This is a genomic window from Mucilaginibacter sp. (genome assembly GCF_025359345.1).
GTDB lineage: Bacteria > Bacteroidota > Bacteroidia > Sphingobacteriales > Sphingobacteriaceae > Mucilaginibacter.
On record NZ_JANYGQ010000017.1, the window covers coordinates 53549 to 76787 of the forward strand.

Consider the following 23239-nt stretch of genomic DNA (forward strand, 5'->3'; position numbering starts at 1 on the left):
AAAAGAAAAACGGAACTTCTTTCGGGGCTTTACGTATAACGGGCAAAAATGTGCTTTGGCGAGTGCATTTGCTGCATTTTTATCACTGTAATTTTCGAATGCCCTAATGAAACTATCAGATACTATTTCAAAAAAACTGCTTCGGTTTTTTTGTGTACTAACCGGAATGTTTTTTTTGGTAAATAGTGCTTTTGCCGCCCGAACTGTAACCATAAGTTCACCTACTTCAGGGTCAACATTTGGACTAGGCACCAGTATCACTGTTAACGCTACCGCTGCTGGTTTCAGCGGAAGTATAAGCAAAATAGTTTTTACTATGTCGCCGCTGGCAAGCCAAACCGATGTAAGTGGCCCAACTTATTCAGTAACATTTAATACAAGCACCTTAACAGTTGGTACAACCTATACAATTACGGCCACAGCTACAGATAGCTTTTTGCAAACGGCAACAACATCTATCACAGTAACGATTGTGCCTGCAGCGCCAACCGGCATACCCGGTACAACTTGTGGTACCGGCTCGGTTACCCTTAGCGCTTCGGGCGGGTCGCCAGCGGGTGGTTCATATATTTGGTACGCAGCTTCAAGCGGTGGCTCAGCTCTTCAAACAAATACATCGCCCAATTATACCATTGCTTTAGCCAGTAACACAACGTATTACGTATCTTATAAATCGGGTACGTTTGAAAGCAGTCGTACCGCGGTAGCAGCAACAGTAAGCGCAGCGGCAACATCAACTTTTACGGCAACGTCAACAGTGGCGGTGGGCTCAAATGCAACTATTACATATACAGGAAGCGACCCTGTAACTTCGACTTTTACCTGGACTTTTGATGGTGGCATTATTGCCAGTGGTTCCGGCAAGGGGCCTTACACAGTAAACTGGTCAATCCCGGGCGTCCACAATGTTACGCTCATTGTTACCAACACTGCGGGTTGCTCGTCATCAACAACAACTGTCCCTGTTACGGTAACACCGATTGTATTAGGCGACTATGGCTTTATGAAACCCATAGTTTTGTATACGTCACAAATTAGTAATGGTGGTATTTCTTCAACCCTATCGAACTTTCCGGCCCTGGTTTATATACAAGATAATGCATTGAAAATTTTAAATCAATGTGGTGATAAAGTGCAATTTCCGTTAGGAAACGGTGGTGGCCTTACTTCCGGGACCAACTATGATTTTGCTTTTACTGTACCCGGCAGCACTACCGAATTAAACTACCAGGTTGACACCTACGACTCGGTAAACGGTATTTTACTGGTATGGGTTCGCATACCCTCAGCAACATCGACAGATGTGCCCCTCACTTTTTATTTTGGTTCAAAAGTTCCGGCGCATTCCGCCAGTTGGTCGGCATCTACCTGGGCAAGTGACTATAAAGCAGTGTACCACTTTAACGAAGCCTCAACCAACGCTGCAGTTTTAGATGCAACAAGCAATGGAAGAAATGCAGTACAAGCAAATACTACGGTAACTAACGATGAGATACATATTGCGGCAGCAGTTCCTATTGCCGGGGGCGGTTACAGTTTTAATGGCACAAGTACAAGTATTATTCAGAATGTAGGAACTGCGCCAAATATCAATGGCGCATTTACCATATCGGCATGGGTATATTATGCAGGGCTTACCACAAGTGATAATAAAATAGTATCGAACGAATTAGATTACGGGCACAATAATAATAGCGGGGGCTATAAGCTAAGCGTAAAAACGGGTTCAATACAAACTGAAACCAGGATAGCGAACGGTACTAACGTAGGTAACCTGGGCACAGGTGGAACCGTTGATAATACCGGCTGGCACTACATACAGGGCACTTTTGACGGTACCGCCACAGGCAATTTTAAAAACTATGTAGATGGTGTGGCAAGCACCGTAACAATGGCTAAAAACGAAACAACCATGCTTCCGTCAAACGGTTTCATGCTGGCGATGGGACTTGACCATGGAACCGGTGTTGTAAACGGCGGATATAATGATGAGAACTTTTACAATGGTAAGATGGATGAGGTGCGGGTTTCGAATGTTGAGAAAACACCCGATTGGATTAGGGCTGAATATTACAACCAGACACACCCCCGTGAGTTTTGCGATTATGGCGAAAGTGTTGTAACCTTTCAAACCAATGCTCCCTTATTAATTGGCGCATTTACATTTACCTGGACCGGCCTTGACGGAACAACCCCAACCGATCAAACGAAAACAGCTAACTGGGATGCCGGATTTACGCCGGTATTTAATGGGAATACCAAAATGGTTATTCCTGTAGTGGCTTCAGGGAAATACCCGGTACTAACCGCCGACGCAAGCATTTACGCGCTTACAATAGCCACAGGCGGCGCCTATCTGAATTTAAACGGACATACGCTAAATGTAGGCTGTAATATTTATAATAATGCTTCAACCGGCGGAACCGGTATTTTGAATGCAAGCAATACATCTTCAGCCATTAACTGGAACGGATCATTAGCAGCACAGGGCTACTATGGCACCAATACCGTAAATACTGCCGAAATAGGAAATATGACGGTTAATAACTCATCCGCCGGTACTGTTACTATTACAGGTGGCCCGGTTGATATTTATAACACACTAACTATTACTAAGGGTAATTTGGTAATAGATAATACCGGTAGCGGCGACATGACGTTAAAAAGCTCGTCGACCCTTTCGGCAAGCGTGGCGGCAATACCATCAACTTATAGTATTACGGGTAAATTAAATGTGGAGCGTTATATAAGTGGCGGCGCATCAAAATATCGCGGCTACCGATTTTTATCGTCTCCGGTGTATACTGCAAAGGTGGGTACCAACTATTACTACGATTTAAGCTACCTTACATCATATACGCCTACTACTGGATTTTTTGGCACATCGGGCGGCATGACCAAACAAGGTAATCCAAGCGTGTATTTATACAGGGACAATGTTGCCTTTACCAACGGCACATTTAACAGCGGCAACTTCAGGGGGGTAAATAAAATCAATAATTCAACGCTGTATTCAATCGGGGTTGATTTTGATGGTACTTTTAATTTGCACGTAGGTACTGGCATATGGCTGTTTTACCGTGGGAATATGACTAACGTAGCCACAAAATTTATTACCTCAACTGTGCCCGAAGCAAACGTTTTTGTAACACGGGGCACGCTAAATCAACAAGCAGTAACTGTTGTTAACTGGTATACGCAGCTATCAACATTGCAATGTACCACGGTTACGGGTAATACAGGCTTTGCAGGCTACAACCTGGTTGGTAACCCGTATGCCAGCTCGATAGACTGGGATAAAAGAAGCACCACCGATCCGGCTGCGGGCATTTATGCGCCAAAAGTTAACAGTAAGATATATATATTCAACGAATCGACTAAGATTTATGCTACGTACGACGGTGTTTCTGGCGTAAATGGCGGATCGAACATCATTCCGAGCGGGCAGGGTTTTTACGTAAAAGCCCAGGATGCAACAGCGTCGTTAACTTTTAATGAGGCAGCAAAAACCAGCGCTCAGGTAACCGGCCCCACTGCCGCTACGGGCTCAACTTTGTTATTGAGCACCCACCCTGTGGGGAACTCTAAGCCAGACCTGAGGTATATGCGTTTGGAACTGTTTAAAGATTCGGATAACGTTGAGGAAACCCTTGTGCGTTTTGACAACTCGGCAAAAAACGAGTTTGTTGACAATGAGGATTCAGAGCACATGGCCGGCAGTGGCGGGGTAAGTCTTTCGAGTAAATCGTCGGATAATAAGGATTTGGCCATTAACCTTGTCCCTTTCCCAAAAGCTTCCGGAACGGCTATAAAGCTAACTGTAAACGCAACTGCCAGTGGCCAGTATGCCATAAACCGTACTGAACTAAAAGATATCCCCGAAATTTACGAAATATGGCTGAAAGATGCTTATAAAAAAGACTCGCTGGATATTAAACATAATTCGGCCTACGTATTTAACATTCTGAAAAGCGATACCAACTCCTTTGGTGCCAACAGGTTTACCCTTGTAATTCGCGAGAGTAAGGCGTTGGCGCTGCATTTGTTGAATTTTACGGCATCGAAGACGACTAATGGCTCAGAACTAGTTTGGAAGACAGAAAATGAAAAATTCTATACCAACTTTACAGTTGAGAGAAGCACTGATAACGGGCAAAATTATGCTGTGCTCGGCGGTTTTGCATCAAGCGATGAAGGCACTTACAGTTTCACCGATAGAAAACCTGCTATAGCTGCGGATACGTATCGGATTAAGCTTGAAGATTTGAACGGAACAATAACATATTCAAAAGCAATTACCTTGATGTACGCAAACGTTAGCGATATAAACAACAATGCTGTTAATATTTACCCTAACCCGGCGGTAAATACCATTAACCTGGCCATTGTACAAAACAGCGTTAACCTTACAAAGGGAGCTAACCCGTCATACAGCATCAACATAACCAATAGCATGGGCAAGGTATTAAAAACCATTACCACGGCGCAGCCAACATGGCAGGAAAATGTAAGTGGATTATTGCCAGGTACTTATATGGTTGACGTTGTAAACAATGCTGATAATTCGGCGGTCGGGAAGGCAAAATTTATTAAACTATAAGCATCAACAAAAAAAATATAGCACTAAACTTTGATAATTAACGTTGGGTTGTGTGAGGAAGTGACGGAATTGCAATTAAAAATGTATTTTTGATAAATTGTAGTTCGAAAAGTGAAGTTTTATGCGGGTAAAAATATTTTTTAGCACACTGTTATTGTTGATCGTTAATGTAGCGCTACTTTATGCGCAGGACCCGGGCGAACCCTGCGGTGGTAACGATGTTGATAACAACGGGTGTCCCCTGGATACCTGGGTGGTTTTGCTGGCGTTTGTAGCGATTGTAATTGCTGCGTGGCATTTGAACAATAAGCGGAAGGCAGCCCTTTTAGTACCCACAAAACTTTTAGCAGAGTAAAATAATTGCTGTAATCGCATCGAACTTAAAAATTGCGCGATGCCTATATGAAAAAACTCCGGATAATTACCGCGCTTAAAGCAGGTAATTATCCGGAGTTTTTTATTGAATATAAATTTGACGCCTTTTTAAAAGATGTCAAATCTTATAAGGTGTTTTATGAATTTTTAGATGGCATCAGTTGTAGCTGTTCTAGTACGCCATCAACTACCTTTGGTAAATCATCGATGTTTTTCTGTGGGTTCTTATGAACCTCGCCAACACCAAACCCGCGCCATACTATACGGTGGGTGCGTGGGTCAATCAAATCTATAATTAAAGTACCTTCTTTGTAATGCTCTTTCTCAGCGTAGGTTGGGCCGCCGGCGTAGGCAAACGGGCCGCCGTACGCATAGTAATATGGCCTGTAGTAGCCGCCCCATCCCCAGCCAAAGCCGTAACCAAATCCAAGTCCCCAACCCGGGTAACCCCAGCCACCGTAATATCCGGGAGTATAATAGTTAGTACGTGCACCCCTGCCAACGGTAGTGGTGTAGCTAACAATAAGGTCCGGATTGTTTTGGCTTAACTTAAGGCCCTTCATTACCAACGCGCCGGTTGTAGCATCCTTAATTTTCGCATCGGCCTGGTTATTTACCATTTGCTTGTCAGATTTACCGGCTGGCGGCATCCATGCAAATGTGTGATAACTGCTTAAGTTGGTTTTGTTGATAGCAGCAGTGTAATAGTTGTAACTGTTGCAGGCTGACAGCCCCGAAATCATCAAAACAGTCAGCGCTAAATAGATTAATCTTTTCATGATTTTATCACCCTTATATTCACTTAGACAAACGATTGGCAAAAGGTTTAATTGCTAAAATTAATTATTTTTTATTTCTAAATATCAAGCAATTTTGATGCCCTGTAATTATTTCAACTGCAATGTAATTTTAGCCGACGGTAATCCTTTTGACGTAGCGATAAAAGTAACACTGCCTGCCTTTTCTTTAGCCTGCACAATTGCAAGTGCCAGCCCGTTAAATGCCTTACGGTAATTTACTTTAAAGGAGTCGTGACTGTTTTCGTCGCCGTTATCAACACTTGCTATAAATGCCCCGCCATCGATTTTAAAGTTTACCAGGTTATCTGCATCGGGCACTAAATTTCCGTCTTTATCCAATATTTTAACAGTGATGAACGACAGGTCTTTACCATCAGCCTTAATATTTTTGCGGTCGGCAATCAGCTCAATTTTTGCGGGTTTTCCGGCGGTATGAATTTCGCGGGTTAAAACTACTTTTCCATCTTTCCGCGAAACGGCTTTCAACGTGCCCGGTTCATATTTTACGCGCCACATGATATGCAGGTCGTCGCCGGTTTTCTTTTTTACGCCAAGCGACTTGCCGTTAAGAAACAACTCCACCTCATCTGCGTGGTTATAATAGGCCCACACATCGACCATTTTACCCGGCTGCCAATTCCAGTGCGGGAAGATATGCAGAACGGCTTTATCAGTCCATTCCGACTGGTACATGTAGTAAACATCCTTAGGAAAACCGGCTAAATCAACAATGCCGAAGAACGAACTGCGCGATGGCCACTTATATGGTGTAGGTTCGCCCAGGTAATCAAACCCTGTCCAAATGAACATCCCCGAAAGGAAATCGTATTTTTTCATCACCTTCCAGGTAGCCTCGTGGGTTGAACCCCATGCCGGGCGCACATTATCGTAAGCTGATACGGTATTGTCTGGGTTGCCATCTGTAAATGGTTTATCCCAACGCGCGGGCCACACCCTTACGCTGTCTGAAGGCATATCATAGTGTCCCCTTGTTTCGAGGCCTGAAGTAGTTTCGGTAGCGATGAATTTTTTGCCGGGATAACGGTCATGGAAACCTGCATAATCAAACTCATGGTAGTTATAACCCACTAAATCAATAGCGCCTGATTGGATGATTTTATTATTTTTTCCGGGGTTGTCATTAGCTGTTGTAATCGGACGGGTTGTATCCAGGCTGTGTACAATACCGGCAAGTTCGGGTGCCAACCTCAGTGCGCTTGTATCGCTTTGCTGCGGTATTTCGTTCCCAACACTCCAAATCATCACGCTGGGGTGGTTACGGTCGCGCAGTATTTGGTCTTCCAAATCGCGTTTGTGCCATTCTTTGAAATATAGGTGGTAATCGTATTCGGCTTTTTTCCATTCCCAGCAATCAAAGGCCTCATCCATTACAATAAAGCCCATTTTGTCGCAAAGGTCAAGCAATTCGGGTGCTGGTGGGTTGTGCGAGGTGCGGATGCCGTTACAGCCCATTGCCTTTAATATTTGCAGCTGACGTTCGAGCGCACGAGTGTTGATAGCAGCGCCCAGCGAACCTAAATCGTGGTGGTTGCAAACACCTAATATTTTCATCGGCTTGCCATTTAGTGAGAAACCTTTGTCGGCAAAGAAATTAAAATAACGGATGCCGAATTTAGTTGTGTTAACATCTGCCAAATCCTTAAAGGCATCATATCCCAGTAAATAAATTTTTGTAACGGCTTTGTATAAATATGGACTATCTGTCGACCATAACTTTGGCGTTTTTATAGCTATGGTTTGGTTTATTGTAGCCGGTACTTCTGCCGACAAATCTATATTGCCATCCTTGCCGGTGCCGCGGTGTGTATACAAATTGCCCACCGCCAGGCCGGCAGCATCATAAATTGTAGTTTCGATGCCAACCCAATTTTGGCCTATTGATTTTGCCGCGGTAACTTTGGTTGTGATGCTAACTGTCGCGCTACTTTTTGATACTTCGGGCGTAGTAATATAAGTCCCCCAATGGTCTATTGCTGCTTTGTTTGTTGTAACCAGCCAAACATTCCGGTAAATACCCGAACCCGAGTACCAGCGCGAATTTGGCTGCACCGAATTATCTACCTTAACAGCAATAGTATTTGTACCGCCAAAATTTAAGTAGGGCGTAAGCTCATATCTGAACGAGATGTAACCATTTGGCCGGAAACCTAAATGGTGTCCGTTAATCCACACATCGCTTTTTTGATAAACGCCGTCAAAATCGATATAAACCAGTTTGTTTTTTGAAGCTGCCGGAACAGTGAATGTTTTGCGGTACCAGCCAATGCCACCGGGTAAAGCACCGCCTTCCGGTGTGGCCGGGTTGTCTTTACTGAATTTGCCTTCAATGCTCCAATCGTGCGGGAGGTTAAGTGAGCGCCAGCCGGCATCGTTCAGGCTGGTTTTTTCGCCATTGTCAACATTACCTAAATGGAAATGCCATCCTTTGTCAAAATCGGCAACAGTACGATTTTGGCCGAAACCGTTTACAGCAAACAGCAATAATAAAACAGCCGCGCAAAACAAGCGTGATGCCTTTGGCAAATAGGTTTTAAGGAATGACATAACTGGTAATTTAGGATTAAATGTATAATGGACACTAAATTATAAATTATTATTGAATGAATACATTTTATATTTTAGTGCTAACATTCACTTCAATGGAAAATCAAAACCATCCCAATCAACATAAATCAACCAAAGCAACTCATAAACCCGTCCAACACGTATTTGTGCTAAGGGACTGGAAAGAATACATTGGCGAATCGGGACTTATAATTTTCAGTGTTTTGCTGGCGTTGATTTTAACAGAATTCATCAATAACCAGCATGAGAAATCGCAAACCAAAGAGTTATTAAGTAATATTAAGGACGAACTTGTAAAAAACAAGCAGAATGAAGAGGAGCAGTATGTTTATCAGCAAGGGGTATTGCGAAGGATAGATTCTGCATTGAATTCATCCGCTTTGCAACAAAAAATTTTGGCAGGTAACGAGTTCAACTTTAAATACCTGGCGCCATCCGGGGTGGTATATCACGACTTGAGTAAGGTGGCCTGGCAAGTTGGCCAAACCCACAATATTTTTCTTAAAATTGATTTTAAGCTGGTTGAGCAACTAACAGACATTTACGATAACCAGGCAAGGATTGATAAACTGGAAGACAAACTTGGTAACATACTGCTGAGTTACGAATCAAGAAGGTCTGAAAATATTCGCGAAACCCTTATCCTTATCCGGGACAACTATCATGGCTGGGCCTTTGACCGGGCACCATCTTTAATAAAAAAATACGATGATGCCATAAAGGCAATAGATAAAGAGCTTTAGTTATCTCAAAATATCATTTACCGCCGCTTCCGCGGTTTCAAATTCAAATTTAAACCCTGAATCAAGTAGTCGCTTTGGTAAAACCCAGCGGCTTTTTAATATAAGTTCCGTTTCGGTACCAATTACTACCGAGCCAATTTCGAGCAACCATTTAGGAGCCGGCAAGCCCAGCGGCATACCGTAAGTTTTGCGGATAATATGCATTAATTCTGCATTTTTTACGGGGATAGGAGCGGTACAGTTGACTATGCCATTTAATCCTGGATGTTCCATCAGCCATTCAGTGCTACGGGCAGCGTCATGTTCATGTACCCATGAAACGTATTGTTCGCCGTTGCCCTGCATACCGCCCATGCCCAGCTTTACAAGGTTAAGCAACCGCGGAAAAACGCTGTCAGACCGACCCAATACTATGCCCATGCGCAAAGCTACTTTTCGGGTTTTAGGTGTGGCGTATTTATTAAAAGCTGCTTCCCAGGCGTTGCAAACGTCGACAGAAAAGCCTGTGCCTATTTCGCCTGTTTCTTCGTCTTGTGGCCGGTCTTTAGCGTGGCGGTAAATGGTGGCTGATGACAGGTTTATCCAAAGTTTTGGCGGCTCGTATAAATCGTGAATAACCTGGCCCAGCAGTTCTGTTGGCTGTAACCTTGATGCAAATATTTCGGCTTTGTTTTTTTCGGTGTAGCGGCAATTCACGTTTTTACCGCAAAGGTTCACCAGCATATCGGCGTTTACCAGTTCGGCGGTCCATTTGCCGGCAGTTTTACCGTCCCAGGTAACGGTGCGGACGTTGTCATCGGTTTGCTTTTCGTGACGGCTCAGTATCACAATTTCTTCAGCCTTATCTTTATAATAACCGGCCAGCACCGTGCCGAGGTAACCATTACCACCGGCGAGGACTATTTTTTTGTATTTCATTTTTTTAAGAGTTGATTTAGTTGGCCGTGGGTTATAAAAATAGAATCACACCTAATAGAATCATCCTGTATAATGCCCAGGTTATGGTCATCGTCCAGCCGAGGTTTAATAGTTTGGTTCTGCGAATGTGTTCCAAGAACATCAGGCCAGCAACTGCCATAAAATAAAGTATAAAAAACAGCGGCTGCATGTGGAACCAGTGATCTAATATCAGCGGAATTAATAACAACAAGCTGCCTGCAAAAGAGATGGTCATCATATTGCCGAGGTAGCTCCAAAAGCTGCGCTTTTGATATATCCAAACGATGATACCCTGGTAAATTATTTGCCCGCCGCAAATCATGTACTCCCGGTATGCACCGCCTAAAGGTATCGCAGGTGCTAACAAACGCGTATAGCTGGTAAGTATCAGCCCGGTGAAAAACCAGGTAAACAGCAGGTAGGCTATCCTGTAATGTTTTTTAAATGTAGGCTGATAAGCAAAACTGTCGCTGCCAATTGGTGCAGGAATAATTACCCTTCGGTTGTATGAAATAAAGGCATAGGCCTTACTCATCAGCCATACAAATGGATTAAAGGCAAACAATGGTGCAAACACCGGCCAGGCGTTGGCCAGGATTTTAAAAATGCTCTTTACGCCATAGGTTACTTCGCCGTTTTCCATATTAACCAAAGCAATTTCATTAACTGCGCGTTGTTTATCAATAAGCGGACAAACGCCATCCATTCCGTTTTGATAGGCGGCCCTGCCACCGGCGCCAAGCATGCCGGTTTTTACAAATGCGATGGTATAGGCTTTACACATGGGGCACTCGCCATCGAAGAGTATCATATGGTTTTCTAAGGTTTTCATAAACTATGATTAAACTAAGATTCTTTGGATTGATTGGATTTTAGGATTTTTCTTTTCCGGTTGTTTAGTTTATCCTATCAACTTCATGACAAATATAAATGTTAATTCTGAATTTTCAATAATTATTGAAAATTAAATAAAATGTAATGTGTTAGATTGATAGGATTTTAGGATTTACGGTTTTTTTAGGAAGTAGAAAGCGGAAATGGTAGGGGCGTTTAAGGGCGACAGGCATCCTACAATCCTGCCAATCCAAAGAATCTTAGTCAAGAAAGCCCCGCAGCAATGTGCTGCGAGGCTCCGGTCAGTTATATAGTTTTTAGTTTATTGCTTGCCTTTCCACTCTTCCACAGGGGTTACCGGAGTAAGGGCGGTATTGGTTTTTTCAGTAACAATATCCTTTGCCAAAGTAAAGGATACCGTTTTTTCGATGTTGCGGGATGACGTGCCTACTTTTACTTTGTACTCACCTGCATCGGCTATCCAGGCTGATTTGCTGGTGTAAAACGAGGCAAGATCGCTGGCCCGTAATGTAAACACCAGGAACTGCGATTGGCCGGGGGCCAGCAAACCAGTTTTGACAAATGCCTTTAGTTCCTGCTCGGGTTTATCGATGTTTTTTGCAGGGGCGCTTAAATAAAGCTGCACTACTTCCTTACCCGCCACATCGCCGGTGTTGGTAACAGTTGCTTTTACAGTAACTTTTCCTTTAAAGTCAGGTGCACTTACGGCTATATCGCTAAGCTTAAATTTGGTGTAAGATAAGCCGTAACCGAATTCGTAAGCAGGCTTAACTTTATAGGTATCAAAATAGCGGTAACCTACATAAACGCCTTCATCGTAAGTAACCTGCTCTGGTTTGGCCTCAGGAGTGCCGGGGAAAGTTTTTGCTGTTGGCTCGTCTTTATAATCCATTGCAAAAGTTGTAGCCAGGTGGCCCGATGGATTTACTTTACCGCTAACAACATCGGCAATAGCGTTGCCGCCTTCAAGACCGGGCTGCCATGCCAGTAAAATGGCATCAACCTGGTCGCGCCAGCTGGCCACTTCAATAACGCCGCCTATATTTAATACTACAACTACTTTTTTGCCCTTATCATGAAAAGCCTTGCTAACGTTGGCTATCAGCGCTTTTTCGCCGAAGGTTAAGTAGTAGTCATTTTCAAGCTTGCGGTCGCGACCTTCTCCGGCATTGCGACCTACGGTTATCACTGCTTCGTCGGCACCGTCAGCTTCTTTTAATATAAAGTCCGTAGGATCAAACTCTGGAATCGGCGGCGGCAGCATAAAAAAGTTTTGCTGTTTCGGCTGTTTGCTTTTGGCATCGGCAATGTAATCTTTATAAGCTTTTGCCAGGGCTTCCTGCACTTTGTAGCCCATGTTATTAAAACCTTCGGCTAGCGATACGCTATAGGCTTTATTCACATCGCCGCTACCGGTACCACCGGCGATGGGAGCGTATGAAGTATTACCGAAAACAGCCACCCTTTTATTAACCGACAGCGGTAACACGCTGCCATCGTTTTTTAGCAAGATCATGCCCTGGGCAGCAGCCATGCGCGATACTTTTGCGTGACCGGCAAGATCGGGTTTGTCGCTGTATTTGTATTTGGTAAACGTTGGTGAGATAAGGATAACCTTTAATATCCGTTCCACATTGGCATCAAGTTGCTGCATGCTTAGTTGACCGCTTTTAACTGCGGCAACAATGGCGTCGCTTTGGTCGGGGTTACCGGGCATCAGCAAGTCGTTACCTGCATTCATCTGTGCAACGGCATCCTGTCCACCAAACCAATCGGTCATTACAAAACCTCGCAATCCCCATTCATTTTTAAGGATGCCGGTCAGCAAATCGCGGCGCTGGGAAGTGAATGTGCCGTTAAGTTTATTGTAGGATGACATCACCGTCCATGGCTGTGATGTTTTTACAGCCAGCTCAAACCCGCGCAAATAAATTTCGCGCATGGCGCGTTCGCTTACAATAGTGTTGATACTATTGCGGTTCGTTTCCTGGTTGTTAGCTGCGTAGTGTTTTATCGATGTGCCTACACCATTGCTCTGGATGCCTTTTACTATGGCGGCTGTCATGCTGCCGGCAACCAGTGGGTCTTCGGAGTAATACTCAAAGTTACGGCCACCCAGCGGGTTGCGGTGTATGTTTAATGCCGGGGCCAGTAAAATATCAATACCATATTCACGCACCTCGTTGCCAAATGCTACGCCCACTTTCCTGACCATGGCGGTATCCCAGGTCGAAGCCAGCAGCGTACCAACAGGGAATGCGGTTGCATAATAAGTTTTGTTGTCATTCGGCCTTTTGGGCTCGATACGAACACCGGCCGGACCGTCAGATACGGTAATTGATGGAATGCCTAAACGCGCAATTGCATGCGTGCGCCCGGCAGCTCCCGGCACTTTCTCCGGAATTTCATAAGCCTCGGGATCAGACGGGGGCAGTTTAAACCCGCCGATGTCTACCGCCTTGGGTTTTTCGCCTTTAACTGGCGCAGGTACACCGGGCATTTTAAAGCCCATGCCCACAACAAGTTTCGATTTTTCCTGCAAGGTCATGGCTGCTATTACCTGCTTTAGAGTGCTTTTTCCCAGTTGTGGAACCGGGGCGTGAGCCTTCGCCTTGCGCTGCGCATTTACCTTGAATGCACCGCTTAGCATTATTAGTGCAGCAACGGCAATTAATTTGAATTTTATTTTCATGATTTATATTTAATAATTAGTTTGTTTTAAAGTGATTTAATAGATACAGCAGCACGCCGTTCGTCCAGCCATAGCCGTCCTGCTGGGGATATTCGCCGCCGCCCTTGTTTTTGCCGTCATCGGCCAGGATATATTTTTCGGTTAGCTTTCCCGTAGCATTAAATACGGCAAGGTTTGTGTTTATCCATCGCTTGGCGATTTCTTCGGCCAGGTTGTTTTGGTGATAATTCTGTAAGCCGGTTATTGCCATAAACTGCATTGGTGCCCACGCATTCGGACTGTCCCATTGTTGGCCTGTAATCATAAAGGATGTAGCCAGGCCGCGCGATTTCAAAAATTTGGTTTTTATTACTCCGGCCATTTTAACAGCCTGCACATTGTCAGCGATATTAAAGCAGAGCGGGAAAACACCTGCAATGGTTTGGTGCGGGGTGGCATGTTTCAGCTTAAAGTTATAATCCATAAACCAGTTATCCTTTTCGCTCCAGCAGTATTTTAAAATTGCCTTTTTGCGGAGGTTGGCTTTGCTGGTGAACGCGGAATATTCAGCCTGTTTCCCTTGTAACTGGTAGGATTGCGCAATTGAAAGCTCAAGGTGATATAGGAGGCAATTTAAATCGACAGGGATGACGGATGTTGTTTCAATAGTACTGTATTTGCCGGCAGCGCCAAACCAGCGTGAGCCAAAATCCCAGCCCGATTCGCCTGCCGCACGGATATTGCGGTAAAATTCCGCCGGTTCCTGCTTTGTATGTTTTACCGAATCCAAATCATTTTTATAGGCCTCTTCGCGGGGCTTGTCCGAATCGTCCCAATACCTGTTTAAAATTTCGCCGCCCGGTAGGTATACGACGCGACTGTCAGCCTGTGCCTGTTTTAAACTTTTCGCACCTTTCATCCAAAAGGCATATTCCTTTAAAAGCTGCGGTTGGTATTTTAAAATAACCTGTTTGCCTTTTTCTTTAACCAGTAAATCAACCAGCATCGAAAAAAATGGCGCCTGCGACCTTGTTAAATAATAGGTACGCGTGCCTGTAGGTATAAACCCATATTTATCAATCAAGAAGGCAAAATTATCAACGGTATTTTGGATGATTTTTGTTTTGTGGCTTTCATGAAGGCCAAGCATGGTAAAGTATGAATCCCAGTAATATGTTTCCCTTAAACGGCCGCCGGGAATAATAAAATCGTTAGGTAATTCAATAAGCGACGAATATTTAGATGCCGCATTATGTTTGCGGGTAAGCACCGTCCATAAGGTATCAATGTGGTGCCTCACCCCTAAATTAACGTTGCTTCTAAAAACTTTATCATCTGCTGAGGGTAAGGTAAAATTGGCAAGCACAAATTGCTTTAAGTTAAACCCGGCCCGGCTCTTGTTACGGTTATAATCAGCCACGATAAGAGCTGGCTCCCGTTTTGGGGTTGCATCAACAAACGTTTTATTATCGCCCAAAATATTTCGTAGCTGCACAGCCTCGAACAAGCCGGGATACAGTTGTTTTGGTGTGAGGCTTTGTGAATATCCCCAACCCGTTAAAAACAACAGGAGCATTGGAAGCAGCGTCCTTTTCATAAAATCAACAGCGAAGGTGGCTTTAGTTGGAATTCAGTGGTTTATAGCATCTACAACGTTGAATACATTTCATTGTGTCAATGTTACACAATGGTAGATATTATTTTTGATATTATCAATTAAAATAGACAGTTATACTACAAATACAGATGGGGGAGCATTTTTGAACTATGAAAAGTAGTATATCAACAGAAAAACAATATATCACAGGTGCGCCTCAAAAGCCATCGACCTGACAAATGTTGCTGGCTTTGCCCATTGTACCAGCCATTTAAAATTACAAAGCGATGTTAACAACAGCTACCAACTGAAATATAATTGCGGTAATTTAGCACCTCAAAAATATCATTCATCAAATATGGCTTATAAATCAACCTACCAGGCAGCAACAGTGGCAGCACCGGCAATTGAAAGCCATTTTACTAAGCTGCTGGCAAGTGCCGCGTTGCAGGGAGAAACTGACCTGGCGCCCGAGCCATCGCTGGCCGTGATTGAGGCTATTATTGATGTTGCCTTTTGGGCCAGCCTGCGCCGCGAAGAAGGCCGCTCGCCGCGGGTTTCGCTGGCTTACCTGCCGCCCCATTTGGCTGAGCAGCCGTTGATATTTGAAGAAAGGATATTGATAACGCCCCACGTACTCACCAAGTTGGCCCCCGCAGTTGAGCGCTCAGGTATTCACCTTGGCGTGTGGGACGAAGATGGTGAGCTATATGTTTGGGGAACTACCCGTAATGTACCCGATTGTTGTTTTGTGCTCGAAGTAATTGAGCCCGGCCTTCTGGTTATTAAACACAGGCGTATTAAAGGTTTCGGCAAGTTTATAAACGTGGCTGTGCTTAAGGGCGATGAGATAAAAATTATTGACGAACATAGCAAAAGCCTGCCCGATTGCCCTGCGATGCTCACCTCACTGCTGGATTATAATTCGCCCACCGGCTGGAACGATTCGGTAAATGTACTGGTGCAACTCGCCGCTTCAATGCGCCTGCACGGTCATGGCGGGACACTGTTAGTTGTTCGTTCGGGTAGCGATACCTGGCGCGACTCTATTATACACCCGATAACTTACCCCGTAACCCCCGCGTTTGACGAACTAAAGATATTGATGGGGCAGGTAGTAAATGAGCGCAGCATGAACCTGTGGCAGGATGATGTAAATCGTGCAGTTGACAGTGTAGCAGGTCTCACCGCCGTAGATGGCGCAACAATTATTAACGATCAGTTGGAACTACTGGCCTTTGGTGCAAAAATAGGCGTTTCTTCAAACGGCAGCCCGGTTGAAGAAACGCTGGTTACTGAGCCGGTTGTAGGCAGCATGGCCGCCATCATCCATCCTTCACAAATGGGCGGTACCAGGCACCTTTCGGCAGCCCAGTTTGTGTTCGACCAACGCGATGCCATTGCCCTGGTTTCATCGCAGGACGGCCGGTTCACCATATTCTCGTGGTCGCCCTGCGAAAATATTGTGCACGCGCATTTTGTGGATTCGTTGCTGCTGTAATGTTTTAATGCTGGCTTATATATTCGGGAACATGGTTTGGGCCTTATCGCCTAAAAGAGGTATTTCCTTTTTTTCGCCTTGAACTGCTCCAATAAACCCAATGATCCATAAAACAAAAAATGCCAAATCAACAGCCCTAAGCAAATAGTACAGTGAAAAAAAGCCTGTTGATGCCAGCCAAAATATTCCAAGAATAATTGATAGCCCCCAGCGAACTACAAAATAAGCAATGTGGAGAAGCAACGTTTGCCGCAACTGGTAGCTACCTAAGCTTGTTTTGTTATTTTGGTGCATGCCGAAGTAAGCTATCAGCCAACCAATAAATGTTAAATAGCTTACAATACCTGCATTTTTACCATTGTCGGTGCCGATGTTGTTAATTGGATCCATAAGACTTGAGGTTTTATTGTTTTGATAATTGAAATTAAATGTAGCTAATTTTTCATAAGATGTTCATTTTATGGAGAATAAAAGTTTACCATAGGTATTTTAATACCTTTGGCGCTTATTGCGTCACCTGGAGTTTTTTCGTTATAATGCAGTAAACCGCATTTATTTTAATATGACAAGGCATTTTATTGTCCCGTTGGTTTGATTTTTGCAGAAGCAGTAACCTTGTTAGCAAACACACCTTAATGGATATTTTTTAGCGCAGTTTTATTGGAGCATAAGGTTTATTGCAGGTTATTGATTTTTAACTAATTTTAATTTTATTCCGAAAATATCTACTACATGAGCCACCCAGTCCCGCTGTTAAACAACGAGCAACTATTACAGGTATTGTCATCATCAAATAATGCAGTAGCGGTTCACGTGGCCGAAGATGCAATTATCCAGTACGCATCCGACCGTATGATTGCAATTTGGGGAAAAGACAGGAGCGTAATCGGAAAATCACTGGAACAGGCCTTGCCGGAATTAAAGGGTCAGCCGTTTATCGACCTGTTTAAAAAGGTATGGAATGAGGGCGTTACAATCAGCGGTACAGACACCCCGGCCCAACTGGAAGTTGACGGCGAATTACATACCTACTATTTCGATTTTGAATACAGGGCGATGAAGAATGACGCCGGGAAAACTTACTGCATATTGCATACAGCTACCGATGTTACCGAACGCTTTTTAAATATGGAAAAGGTACAAAGCCTTACTGAAGAATTGCGTGCATCAAACGAGGAGTTACGGGCGGCAAACGAAGAGCTTAATGCATCTAACGAGGAACTATATGAATCGCAGCAAAGTTTACGTGATTTGTATGAGGACCTTGCCGAAAGCGACCTGCGTTTCAGGAATATGGTAAAACAGGCCCCTGTTGGCATTTGCATAATACGGGCAAGGGATTTACTGATACAAGATGTTAACGATAGCTATCTTGAAATTGTAGGGCGAAGGCGCGAAGAACTGGAAAATCACACAATATGGGATGCGATACCTGAAGCAGCTGAAGCCTATGCCCCTGTAATGAACGAGGTGATACGCAGTGGCTTAACTTTTAGGGCCCGGGAGCATGAAGTGGTATTAACCCGCAATGGCGTGCCCGAAACGCTGTATATTGATTTTGTATACGAGCCGGTACACAATGACGGGCACGTAACAGCTATTATGGTACTGGCTATTGACGTAACTGATAAAGTGATAGCCCGCCGCAGTATTGAAGATGTTGAAGAACGGATCAGGCTGGCCGTAGAAGCTGCCGAGACGGGTACCTTCGACCTGGATTTGGCGAAAAGAATAATGCTTACATCTGACAGGTTCAACGTTATATTCGGTTTCGACAGGCAGGTGCCATGGGAAATGTTTGCTTCGGTAATTCACCCTGACGACAAAGCCACCCGGATTGCCGCACACGAGGCGGCTATAAGATCAGGGAAATTATTTTACGAAGCCCGCGTTCTGCACAGCGATGGTTCAACACATTGGGTACGCGTGCAGGGCAAAGTATATTATAAAGACGGAAAAGCGGTTCGGATATTGGGCACCCTTCTTGATATCACCGAATTTAAGCGCTTGCAACAGCAAAAGGACGATTTTATAAGTATTGCCAGCCACGAACTGAAAACCCCGATCACCAGTCTCAAAGCGTCCCTACAATTATTGGAACGTGTAAAAAACGACCCGGCATCCGAGCTGATACCTAAACTGATTGACCAATCGAGCCGTAGCATGCACAAAATAAGCGCCTTGGTTGAAGATCTTTTAAATGTTAGCCGCGCCAGCAAAACCGAGTTAAAGCTCAATAAAACTCCTTTCACCATTGCCGAAATGTTAGACAGCTGCTGCAGCCACGTGCGCATTGCCGGTAAGCACCGGCTGATAGTGCAGGGCGATATGCAATTGCAGGTGACCGCAGACGAGCACAGTATAGACCAGGTGGTTGTAAACCTGGTAAACAATGCGGTTAAATATGCGCCCGAATCGAAGGATATATTTATGATGGTTAGCCGGGAAGGTGAAATGGCTAAAATTGCTGTTAGGGATACCGGCCCAGGCATAGCACCCGAAAAAATCACGCACCTGTTCGACAGGTATTATCGTGCCGAATCATCAGGCTTTCAAAATTCCGGGTTGGGATTGGGTCTCTATATCTGCTCAGAGATTATCAAACGCCATGGTGGCGACATTGGGGTTGAAAGCGAACTGGGCAAAGGAAGTACTTTTTGGTTTACCCTGCCGCTGGATTAACCGGTCTTCCCTTGTCAATAATTGTCGGTCTCCCATTGTTTTAGAAACACTTAAGGCTGTTAGTTGTTGCCAATAAAAGAACTATTTACCTGCTTGATAGGGGTTACATAGAGCGGAACGGCGAAATAAGCGCAATAAAGAAACATTAACGAGTCACAATTAATCAAACGTCCCGCCTTGTAGATCGTGCACAAATTGCCCGTAATCTTCCTTCACTTTTTTGCAGTACTCAAAACAATAATCCAGCAGTTTTTGCTGCCAGACCGTATCGCTGCCAAAAGCTTTCAATTCATCAATGGTTGCAGAGCCGTTCATGCCGCCGCTGCGCAACTGAGCCGAAGCAGTAAGCGCGGCCGTATCATCAATTACCTGGTAAATATCGCGATATTGGTCGCGTATCAGCTTAAACTTAATCGTATCCTTTACCGGCTGCAATTCCTGTATCACGTACGGCTCGTCATGAAAAATCGTGGCACTTAATAACGATGCGGATACATTTTGCATGCGCTGTTGTACGGCTATTATCCGTTCAGCGTCTGACGTCCACTCCGGCTGCTTAGCCTTAACGTACGACGATAACGATGATGCGCGCGACTGCTTCATATCAACCAACAGGTAATGATTTTTGGTATTGGTACTTTTCAACAAAAACAAGTACCGCTTTTGTCCTATGCTGCCGGTACCCGCCAGGCGGAACACTGCATCTTTTACTTTATAATTGTAGGGGCTGTCGCTGCTTTGATCAATCCATTGCTGTATATGGTCCATCAACACCAATTTTAGGTGCTTTTTTATTTTGAAATGCCTTTCGTCAACTAATGACAGTACCACTTTTTTGTTTTTTTTATCCGTCCGTTTCTTCAAAACTACGGTATAGCCATTTTGCGCAGCTGCTGTTAAAAAGTCACAAACAATCCCTTTCGCGGTTCGCGGGTCAATACTGGTAGCTTTACCTTTGCATAGTGTGGCCGCATAAGTTTTTACAAAAAGCTTTGCCATGTTCTCCGCCTTTTCCGGCTCAATATCCAACTCGCCAAATGCAATGCAGATACTGGTAACCATGCGTGCAACTTCCCACAACGCCGGCCCAAGTATGCTCTCGTCAAAATCATTTAAATCAAAATACACTAGTTTGTTGTCGGCTTTGTAACTCCCATAATTTTCAAGGTGCAAGTCGCCGCAAATCCAGGTTTGGGGCGAAGCGGGGAACTTTTCGGTCGATGCTAAATCCTCATAAAATAAATGGCAGGTGCCGCGGTAGTACCTGAAAGCATTCTCGGCCATGGCCTCGTACTTAAGATTAACCATATCGGGCAATAGGCCGGCGTTAAAAAGTTTGATACGTTCAGAAAGTTTGGACATTTGGGTGGATTTGGATATGTATTACAAGCAGAGGGAGGAAATAGTTTGCGTGATGATTATTTACTAAAAATGCCGGGATATTATTCGATTATTCCCCGTCACCCCTGAATCCGAAGCGTCTTTCCGAACTTTCCTTACTTTCGGACTTATAATTATTTAACTGTGAAGCAAGCGTATCATCCAAGTCGCGCAGAATATTAAAAACCCCCTTTACTGTGTATTAAAGCCCTTTTTGTACAAAATACACACTGTGCTTAAAGCGTATTGAATTATTTATAACTGTCTAAATATCAGTTATTTATGTTAAAATATATTTGGTATTTTCATATTAATTAACATAGTTTTGTATTGCCAATATAAAACTATACTTCTGCCTGTCTTACTAAAAATGAAAAAAACGCCGCTGGCGCGTTGCTCAGTTGTCGACTGTTATTTAAGCGCAGGTTAAAGTTTTATTTGGTCAGGCTCTTAAACCAATCAACAAACTATAACCATTTATGAAATCAATTTACAAACTGAAATTGCTGGCGGCATTACTCTTGCTCCCTGCGTTGCTCTTTTATTCGTGCAAAAAGGATATGTCGAAAGGCAGCCCTGACATGGCAAAAATCGGTGGCCCTACAACAGTAGCAAGGGCTGCCAATGAAACCGTTAGCATTTGGGAAACCACATCAGACAAAAGCAAACTGCTGGCGCAACAAACCAGCGTAAACTTTGCCGCCGATGCAGGTACGAATGCCACAACTATCACTGTCGACGAAAATACAACCTACCAAACCATTGATGGCTTTGGCTATGCCTTAACCGGTGGCAGTGCATCACTTATTAACGGGCTGGGCGCCAATCAGACAACTTTTTTAAATGATATCTTTTCAACTGCTTCGGGCCACGTAGGGTCGGCCTTTGTGCGGATCACCATCGGCGCTTCCGACTTAAGCTCGTCCGACTTTACCTATGACGACATGCCGTCCGGACAAACCGATAACAGCCTCACCCACTTCAGCATCAGCCAGGAAATGACCGACCTGGTGCCGGTGCTCAAGAAAATTATCGCCATAAATCCGTCGATAAAAATAATGGCTACACCGTGGACTGCACCTGTTTGGATGAAGCAAAGCACAACAGGCAACGGCGGTTTTACCGGGGGCAACTTAAACCCGGCGTATTATGATGCTTATGCCCGCTATTTTGTAAAATACATACAGGCCATGGCAGCGCAGGGCATTAATATTTATGCTGTTTGTCCGCAAAACGAGCCGCTTAATCCCAACAACAACCCTGCAATGACGATGCAGGCCAACGAGGAAACCAATTTTATAAAAAACAACCTCGGCCCCCAGTTCGCAGCCAATGGCATCAGTACCAAAATTGTAGCTTACGATCATAACTGTGACCGCCCCGATTACCCGGAAGCGGTTCTAGGCGATGCCGCAGCTAACCCCTATGTCGACGGATCAGCATTCCACCTTTATGCCGGCGACATCAGTGCATTAACTACTGTGCATAATGCGTTTCCAACTAAAAACGTATACTTTACCGAACAGTTTATAGGCGCTCCCGGCAATTTTGCAGGCGATTTTTCGTGGCATATGAACAACCTCATCATTGGCGCCCCACGTAACTGGAGCCGTGTGGTATTGGAATGGAACCTGGCTGCCGACCCTAATAATAACCCGCATACAGCAGGCGGCTGTACCACCTGTTTGGGCGCTGTAACCATATCGGGCAACAGCTATACCAAAAATACGGCTTACTATACAGTTGCCCATGCATCCGAGTTTGTGAAGGCGGGGGCTGTGCGTATTTCATCAAACACGTTTTCAGCCAGTATTCAAAACGTTGCCTTTAAAAATCCGGATGGTACCAAGGTAGTTGTGGCTTTAAACACAGCAACTTCCAGCCAGTCGTTTAAAATTAAATGGGGCGCGGAGTCATTTACGTACACTTTACCAGCCGGAGCTGCCGCCACCTTTAAATGGGCAGGCACCCAATCAAGCGGGACCGGTGGCGGTGCGCCAATTGGACAAACTATCACCCTAAAAGGGTTCAATAATCTTTATGTAAGCGGTGAAAACGGCACCCAGGCCATGACCTGTACCCGCGCCACGGCAGGCACTTGGGAACAGTTTTTAGTGGTTGATGCAGGTAATGGCAAAGTTTCGCTCCAAAGCATGGGCAAATATGTATCGAGCGAGAACGGCACGCAGGCTATTACCTGCAACCGCGCCACCCATAGCGATTGGGAAGCATTTGTATGGGGCGTAAACGCCGACGGCACTATAACACTAAGGGGTAACAACAACGATTACGTATCGAGCGAGAATGGCACCCAGGCTATGACCTGTACCCGGACTACGGCCTCGGGATGGGAGTCGTTTAAGGTGAACCAATAGAAAAGAATCAAGACTATAAGAATCAAGAATCAAGACGAAAAAGAATTAAGAAACGAGGTCGCAATGGTGAATATATCGCCAAAAAGCTGTTCACTCTCTTGATTCTTGGCTCTCTTTTAACAAACCAAATAAAAC

General features: G+C 44.5%; 14 protein-coding genes. 6 read left to right on the forward strand and 8 right to left on the reverse strand.

Going from position 1 to position 23239, the window contains the following annotated elements:
• Positions 1 to 106 precede the first annotated feature (106 nt).
• Both Q0R52_RS09365 and Q0R52_RS09370 read left to right on the forward strand, forming a co-directional pair.
• Positions 107 to 4600, forward strand: coding sequence for a LamG-like jellyroll fold domain-containing protein (locus Q0R52_RS09365; protein ID WP_295794233.1), 4494 nt, complete (start codon positions 107 to 109; stop codon positions 4598 to 4600).
• 121 nt (positions 4601 to 4721) lie between these two features.
• Positions 4722 to 4955, forward strand: coding sequence for a hypothetical protein (locus Q0R52_RS09370; RefSeq protein WP_295794235.1), 234 nt, complete (start codon positions 4722 to 4724; stop codon positions 4953 to 4955).
• Positions 4956 to 5112: 157 nt separating this feature from the next.
• Here the strand turns inward: Q0R52_RS09370 and Q0R52_RS09375 are convergent, their stop codons facing one another.
• A complete protein-coding gene (locus Q0R52_RS09375) occupies positions 5113 to 5754 on the reverse strand; it encodes a DUF4136 domain-containing protein (RefSeq protein WP_295794237.1) in 642 nt (213 codons plus the stop codon).
• 108 nt (positions 5755 to 5862) lie between these two features.
• On the reverse strand, positions 5863 to 8340 hold the full coding sequence (gene galB / locus Q0R52_RS09380) for a beta-galactosidase GalB (protein ID WP_295794238.1): 2478 nt from the start codon (positions 8338 to 8340) through the stop codon (positions 5863 to 5865).
• 56 nt (positions 8341 to 8396) lie between these two features.
• Here galB and Q0R52_RS09385 point away from each other — a divergent pair, with 56 nt between their 5' ends.
• On the forward strand, positions 8397 to 9104 hold the full coding sequence (locus Q0R52_RS09385; RefSeq protein ID WP_295794239.1) for a hypothetical protein: 708 nt from the start codon (positions 8397 to 8399) through the stop codon (positions 9102 to 9104).
• Here the strand turns inward: Q0R52_RS09385 and Q0R52_RS09390 are convergent, their stop codons facing one another.
• The 4 genes from Q0R52_RS09390 to treF all read right to left on the reverse strand — a co-directional run bounded on the left by Q0R52_RS09390 (position 9105) and on the right by treF (position 15166).
• Complete coding sequence (locus Q0R52_RS09390) at positions 9105 to 10022, reverse strand: TIGR01777 family oxidoreductase (protein WP_295794241.1); 918 nt, start codon at positions 10020 to 10022, stop codon at positions 9105 to 9107.
• Between the two features lie 31 nt (positions 10023 to 10053).
• A complete protein-coding gene (locus tag Q0R52_RS09395; protein ID WP_295794244.1) occupies positions 10054 to 10875 on the reverse strand; it encodes a DCC1-like thiol-disulfide oxidoreductase family protein in 822 nt (273 codons plus the stop codon).
• A gap of 324 nt (positions 10876 to 11199) precedes the next feature.
• Positions 11200 to 13590 carry a glycoside hydrolase family 3 C-terminal domain-containing protein gene (locus Q0R52_RS09400; RefSeq protein ID WP_295794246.1) on the reverse strand — a complete coding sequence of 797 codons (2391 nt, stop codon included), beginning with the start codon at positions 13588 to 13590 and terminating at the stop codon, positions 11200 to 11202.
• Positions 13591 to 13606: 16 nt separating this feature from the next.
• The gene (treF, locus tag Q0R52_RS09405) at positions 13607 to 15166 is read right to left on the reverse strand and encodes an alpha,alpha-trehalase TreF (RefSeq protein WP_295794248.1); all 1560 of its coding nucleotides are present in this window, start codon (positions 15164 to 15166) and stop codon (positions 13607 to 13609) included.
• 358 nt (positions 15167 to 15524) lie between these two features.
• Between treF and Q0R52_RS09410 the strand changes: the two genes are divergently transcribed.
• Entirely contained in the window at positions 15525 to 16667 is a 1143-nt protein-coding gene (locus Q0R52_RS09410; RefSeq protein ID WP_295794249.1) for a putative sensor domain DACNV-containing protein, read from the forward strand.
• Positions 16668 to 16682: 15 nt separating this feature from the next.
• On the opposite strand, the gene Q0R52_RS09415 is transcribed toward Q0R52_RS09410, so the two are convergent.
• Positions 16683 to 17057 carry a hypothetical protein gene (locus tag Q0R52_RS09415; protein ID WP_252793883.1) on the reverse strand — a complete coding sequence of 125 codons (375 nt, stop codon included), beginning with the start codon at positions 17055 to 17057 and terminating at the stop codon, positions 16683 to 16685.
• 342 nt (positions 17058 to 17399) lie between these two features.
• Here Q0R52_RS09415 and Q0R52_RS09420 point away from each other — a divergent pair, with 342 nt between their 5' ends.
• The gene (locus Q0R52_RS09420) at positions 17400 to 19349 is read left to right on the forward strand and encodes an ATP-binding protein (RefSeq protein ID WP_295794253.1); all 1950 of its coding nucleotides are present in this window, start codon (positions 17400 to 17402) and stop codon (positions 19347 to 19349) included.
• A 159-nt stretch (positions 19350 to 19508) separates the two neighbouring features.
• Here the strand turns inward: Q0R52_RS09420 and Q0R52_RS09425 are convergent, their stop codons facing one another.
• On the reverse strand, positions 19509 to 20711 hold the full coding sequence (locus tag Q0R52_RS09425) for a DUF2252 family protein (protein ID WP_295794255.1): 1203 nt from the start codon (positions 20709 to 20711) through the stop codon (positions 19509 to 19511).
• A 497-nt stretch (positions 20712 to 21208) separates the two neighbouring features.
• On the opposite strand from Q0R52_RS09425, the gene Q0R52_RS09430 reads away from it, so the two are divergent.
• On the forward strand, positions 21209 to 23104 hold the full coding sequence (locus Q0R52_RS09430) for a glycoside hydrolase family 30 beta sandwich domain-containing protein (protein WP_295794256.1): 1896 nt from the start codon (positions 21209 to 21211) through the stop codon (positions 23102 to 23104).
• Positions 23105 to 23239 lie beyond the last annotated feature (135 nt).

Bases quoted from the DNA above. Each gene is read 5' to 3' on its own strand.
- Q0R52_RS09395 (WP_295794244.1), bottom strand. From the start codon at position 10,875: ATGAAAACCTTAGAAAACCATATGATACTCTTCGATGGCGAGTGCCCC.
- Q0R52_RS09415 (WP_252793883.1), bottom strand. From the start codon at position 17,057: ATGGATCCAATTAACAACATCGGCACCGACAATGGTAAAAATGCAGGT.
- Q0R52_RS09410 (WP_295794249.1), top strand. From the start codon at position 15,525: ATGGCTTATAAATCAACCTACCAGGCAGCAACAGTGGCAGCACCGGCA.
- Q0R52_RS09365 (WP_295794233.1), top strand. From the start codon at position 107: ATGAAACTATCAGATACTATTTCAAAAAAACTGCTTCGGTTTTTTTGT.
- Q0R52_RS09375 (WP_295794237.1), bottom strand. From the start codon at position 5,754: ATGAAAAGATTAATCTATTTAGCGCTGACTGTTTTGATGATTTCGGGG.
- galB (WP_295794238.1), bottom strand. From the start codon at position 8,340: ATGTCATTCCTTAAAACCTATTTGCCAAAGGCATCACGCTTGTTTTGC.
- Q0R52_RS09420 (WP_295794253.1), top strand. From the start codon at position 17,400: ATGAGCCACCCAGTCCCGCTGTTAAACAACGAGCAACTATTACAGGTA.
- Q0R52_RS09370 (WP_295794235.1), top strand. From the start codon at position 4,722: ATGCGGGTAAAAATATTTTTTAGCACACTGTTATTGTTGATCGTTAAT.
- Q0R52_RS09390 (WP_295794241.1), bottom strand. From the start codon at position 10,022: ATGAAATACAAAAAAATAGTCCTCGCCGGTGGTAATGGTTACCTCGGC.
- treF (WP_295794248.1), bottom strand. From the start codon at position 15,166: ATGAAAAGGACGCTGCTTCCAATGCTCCTGTTGTTTTTAACGGGTTGG.
- Q0R52_RS09430 (WP_295794256.1), top strand. From the start codon at position 21,209: ATGAAATCAATTTACAAACTGAAATTGCTGGCGGCATTACTCTTGCTC.
- Q0R52_RS09425 (WP_295794255.1), bottom strand. From the start codon at position 20,711: ATGTCCAAACTTTCTGAACGTATCAAACTTTTTAACGCCGGCCTATTG.
- Q0R52_RS09385 (WP_295794239.1), top strand. From the start codon at position 8,397: ATGAATACATTTTATATTTTAGTGCTAACATTCACTTCAATGGAAAAT.
- Q0R52_RS09400 (WP_295794246.1), bottom strand. From the start codon at position 13,590: ATGAAAATAAAATTCAAATTAATTGCCGTTGCTGCACTAATAATGCTA.